Below are 4,504 nucleotides of genomic sequence, written 5' to 3'. Positions count from 1 at the left end.
AACATTTGAATATAAACGCGTTGGTATTGGAAGATATTGCCAATATACACCAGCGCCCAAAGTATGATGAGTATGATGGTTACGCGTTTGGCGTAAGCCGTATTATACATTTTAATAAGGATAGTGAATTGATTAACAACCAGTTTTCGGCATTGTTAAAAGAAGGTACGCTGATAACATTTGAAGAAACTTACGATGAATATTTTGAAGCTGTAAAAAACCGTTTGGCGGCCGGTAAAGGCGCTATACGCACTGCCGGACCGAGCTATATGTTCTACGCGCTTACCGATACCATACTCGACCGCTATTTTGAGCTATTGGCAGAAGTAGGCGATGCTTTAGACGAGATAGAAGACCGCCTGTATCAGGATGCTGATAAAACGGTGATGTATGACACGCAGCATATAAAACGCACATTAATTATACTGCGTCGTGCAAGCTGGCCCGAGCGGGATAAGATCAATGAAATGTTGCGTACCGACGACCCGATAATAGCGCCCGAAGTAAAAGTTTACCTGCGCGACGCTTATGACCATTGCATCCAGATAATGGATATCGTAGAAAGTTATAAGGAGATAACGTCCAGTATAATGGATATTTATTTGTCGATGGTGAGCAACCGCATGAACGAGATAATGAAGGTACTTACCATAATATCGGTGATATTTATTCCGCTAACTTTTGTTGCCGGTGTATACGGGATGAATTTTTCGCGAGTGGATCCGGCTACAAACAAGATAATGCCCGATAATATGCCCGAGCTATACACTCCACATGGCTATATATATTCTTTAATTGCTATGTTTATTGTAGCTGTTATACAGATAATTATATTCTGGCGAAAGGGCTGGTTTAGTAAGCTATAGACTATCCAATTAAAAATGTCATTTCGACCAACGGGAGAAATCTATACACATGCATGGTGGCTACCTGATTATGTATAGATTTCTCTCTTCGAACGAAATGACACAAATTTTTACTTTTTCTGAAACTCAGGCTTTAGCCAGGCGTACATAGCTTTACGCATATTAAGTACTTTAGGCAATGATACCGATTGAATATACCCCCTATCTGTATGCAATTTAAAATACCCCTGGTGATAATTTTCGGCAGGATAAAACACAGTAAACGGTACAACCTGCGTTACTATTTTCCCATCATATTTCTTAGAAGCATCTATCTTTTTGATCATAGCCTGCAAAATGGCTTTTTCTTCGGGGGTGCGGTAAAAAGCTATTGAGCGGTAGCTTTCACCTTCATCCGGGCCCTGGTAATTTAACTCGGTTGGGTTATGCGCGTTAAAAAAGGCTTCAACCAGTTTTTCGTAGCTTATCACACTCGGATCATAATAAACCTGTACAACTTCGGCATGGTGAGTGGTTTCGCTACAAACTTCTTCATAGGTTGGGTGGTTGGTATTGCCGCCAGCATAGCCTGAGATTGCTTTATCAACGCCTTTTAATTCAGACATGGCCTCGGTTGAAGCCCAAAAACAGCCCGACCCAAATGTAGCTACAGCCTGTCCCGGTTTAACAGCAGGTAATTTGGCAAATGCCAAGTCCTGTTTTGACTGACCATTCGCGCAGCTAAAAAATAAAAGCGAAAGCGCGATATATAAAATTGAATTCTTCATAATTTATAATTGTTTAACAAATATACGAAGCGGGGCATTTAACAGATGGTCATTAAAAAGTAATTATCATTTATGGCCATGCACCGCTTTCACCTGCTGCAAAATACTGTTTAGCCCGTTGGTCTTTATTTCATAAACGGTAGACAGCATCATGCCCATTTTGCCCGGCGGAAAACCTTTACTACTCATCCATTCTAAATAATAAGGCGGCAAATCACTTATTAAAACGCCTTTGTGTTTACCAAATGGCATTTTAGTGGTTACAATATCAATTAATATCTGCACGTCGGGTTTAACTGGCTCCATTAGTTTTAAAGGTAATAATAGTTCATGGATGATGGTTCATAGTTCATACTAATAATTTAAAACACAACCCATATTGCAACGTTGTGTAAATATGAAAGATCAACAGTTTGAAGCCGCATTATCCGGTACCGATACCCGTATTGACGGCATTGTAAACAAAGTTACTATTAAAGGCTATAAAACTGCTTTTCAATTTAACGCAATAGACGACACCCTGCATTTAACTATCGGGATGGATGAAAAAGGCCATTGGCACCGGGTTGCCGGTACCGAACCTTATCTTACCGGCTGGACGGATGAATTAGCTGAGCAAATTGCATAAATATTATATTTGTTGATGGAAAAACGAGAGATAGGCAAATCGGGCATACGGGTAGTGCCTTTTGCCTTTGGCGGTAATGTTTTTGGCTGGACCATTGACCAGGCCACCTCATTTAATATACTGGATGCTTTTGTTGATAAAGGTCTGGATTTTATTGACACGGCCGACGTTTACTCAAAATGGGTACCCGGCAATACGGGAGGCGAATCTGAAACCATTATTGGCAACTGGCTTAAAAAAAGCGGCAATCGCTATAAGGTTATTCTGGCTACCAAAGTGGGCAAGCCCATGGCCGACGATAAAAAAGGATTATCAAAAAAGTATATTAACGAAGCTGTTGAAGCATCATTAAAACGTTTGCAGACCGATTATATCGACCTCTATCAATCACATGATGATGATAAGGAAACCTCTTTATTAGAAACGCTGGAAACTTTTACCGACCTGATAAAACAAGGTAAAGTGCGGGCTATAGGCGCTTCAAATTATAGCGGCGCAAGGTTAGCCGAAGCCCTGAAAGTGAGTTGGAAAAATGACCTGGCATCCTACCAATGCCTGCAACCGGAGTACAATTTATATGAGCGTGAACATTACGAAACCGAACTGGAACCGGTTTGCCTGCAACATAACGTTGGTGTTATCAATTATTACTCGTTAGCCAGCGGGTTTTTAACCGGCAAATACCGCTCGGAGGCCGACCTTAGCAAAAGCCCGCGTGGGCAGGGCGTAAAAAAATATCTTGACGAACGAGGCTTAAAAATATTAACCGCGTTGGATGAAGTTTCTGCACATCATAAAACAACGCCTGCAAGTATTGCGCTTGCCTGGGTATTGGCAAGACCCGGCATTACCGCACCTATTGCCAGCGCTACCAGCATCAAGCAACTGGACGAAACTGCTAAAGCCTTAGATATTAAATTAAGCAGCGCCGATATTGAACTGCTCAATAACGCCAGCAACTATTAAATAACAAGGGCCCCGATCAATCAGGGCCCTTGTTATATTATATCTATCTAAGCTGATTAGCTCCTGGCAATTCTGTGTGCACTACCTTGAAATTGGTTGTCAGTAAAGTGTTGCCCGCCACCGCCATTGTTTCCTCTTCCATTACCACCTCTGCTTGGTTGGGCATTTTGCTGAGGCTGACTAAAGCCACCACCTTGCGGCCTGTTATCTTGTTGTGTGCGAGGATTGTTGTTTCCTCTATCAAAACCACCTTGCGGCCTATTAAAGTTATTGTCTCCTCTGTTATCAAAGTGTTGTTCCTGGCCGCGACCCCTGTCATTATGGTTATCAAAATGATCATCCCTTCTCCTATCCGGACGGTCAAATCTGCGTGGTTCATTGTTCCAGCCACTACGGTCCCTATCAAACCTTTCACTATAATAACTATTGTTCAAATACGGGCGGCTTGCACGTATCTCATATCTGTTAGCGGTACGCCAGTCATAATCGCGATACCCTGGCAGATAAGCCGCTGACATCCACCTGCCACCATTATTATAATAATAAACACGCTCATTAACGCTGTAATACGCGCCTACATCAGGCAGGTAATAATAATCGTCATCATACACTGCCGGTTCTGTATATACCGGTTGGCTTGCAATAACCACATGACCGATTGGACCGTAACCGTTTCCAAAATGTAAACCTAAACTTACTCCTATCTGGGCATTTGCTTGTGTACTAAACATGGCGCCTGCCGCTATTGCTGATAATATAATTAGCTTTTTCATAATTGTTTCAATTTGCAGGTATGACTATTTGAGCAGGCCAATAGTTTAATAATACCTATTACCAAATTGTAGTACAAATAACATTTTCAATTTTGCCCGATATTCCCTTACTTTGAAATACCAAACATATACTATATGAAAAAGAATAAATTGTTTTCGTTTTTACTGCCTGTTATAGCGGTAGGTGGCCTTGTATTATTCAACGCCCTTAAAAACGATCCCCCTAAAAAAGCCGCTGATAATGCCGGGTTAACTTTACCTGCCGGTTTTAAAGCTGCTTTAATAATTGATGCTGTTCCGGGCGGTGTACGCGAAATGGCACCAACACCTAACGGCGACCTTTATATCAAAATACAACAAGTAACCCAAAGAGGGGTTGTAGTAAGAAAAGGTATTAATTTATTGCATATTGAAGGTGATAAGGCCACTATAAAAACCAGCTTCGGTAAGTTTATGGGTAGTGGCATGTATCTTAAAAACGGTTATTTATATGCATCGTCAGAT

General features: G+C 41.4%; 6 protein-coding genes and 1 pseudogene. 4 read left to right on the top strand and 3 right to left on the bottom strand.

What is annotated here, in order from left to right:
* Positions 1-866, top strand: an 866-nt coding sequence (gene corA / locus ABI367_RS15715; RefSeq protein ID WP_462227570.1) for a magnesium/cobalt transporter CorA, incomplete at its 5' end; no start/stop codon positions are given.
* A gap of 110 nt (positions 867-976) precedes the next feature.
* Here the strand turns inward: corA and msrA are convergent.
* Together msrA and ABI367_RS15705 are read right to left on the bottom strand one after the other, a co-directional pair.
* A complete protein-coding gene (gene msrA / locus ABI367_RS15710; protein ID WP_462227569.1) occupies positions 977-1,633 on the bottom strand; it encodes a peptide-methionine (S)-S-oxide reductase MsrA in 657 nt (218 codons plus the stop codon).
* 66 nt (positions 1,634-1,699) lie between these two features.
* Entirely contained in the window at positions 1,700-1,939 is a 240-nt protein-coding gene (locus ABI367_RS15705) for a DUF3820 family protein (RefSeq protein ID WP_462227567.1), read from the bottom strand.
* 91 nt (positions 1,940-2,030) lie between these two features.
* Here ABI367_RS15705 and ABI367_RS15700 point away from each other — a divergent pair, with 91 nt between their 5' ends.
* Positions 2,031-2,261, top strand: coding sequence for a hypothetical protein (locus ABI367_RS15700; protein ID WP_462227566.1), 231 nt, complete (start codon positions 2,031-2,033; stop codon positions 2,259-2,261).
* Positions 2,262-2,276: 15 nt separating this feature from the next.
* Positions 2,277-3,227 carry an aldo/keto reductase gene (locus tag ABI367_RS15695; protein WP_462227565.1) on the top strand — a complete coding sequence of 317 codons (951 nt, stop codon included), beginning with the start codon at positions 2,277-2,279 and terminating at the stop codon, positions 3,225-3,227.
* A 56-nt stretch (positions 3,228-3,283) separates the two neighbouring features.
* Here ABI367_RS15695 and ABI367_RS15690 read toward each other — a convergent pair whose 3' ends face one another.
* Positions 3,284-4,000 (bottom strand): hypothetical protein, encoded by a 717-nt coding sequence (locus ABI367_RS15690; RefSeq protein ID WP_462227564.1) that lies wholly within the window; start codon positions 3,998-4,000, stop codon positions 3,284-3,286.
* Between the two features lie 135 nt (positions 4,001-4,135).
* Here ABI367_RS15690 and ABI367_RS15685 point away from each other — a divergent pair.
* Positions 4,136-4,504: pseudogene (locus ABI367_RS15685) on the top strand (PQQ-dependent sugar dehydrogenase); the annotation flags it as partial.

It is taken from the genome of Mucilaginibacter sp., from assembly GCF_039935595.1.
Taxonomy (GTDB): Bacteria; Bacteroidota; Bacteroidia; order Sphingobacteriales; family Sphingobacteriaceae; genus Mucilaginibacter.
The sequence above is the reverse complement of the archived record's forward strand: the minus strand, read 5'-3'. Positions and strand labels throughout refer to the sequence as shown.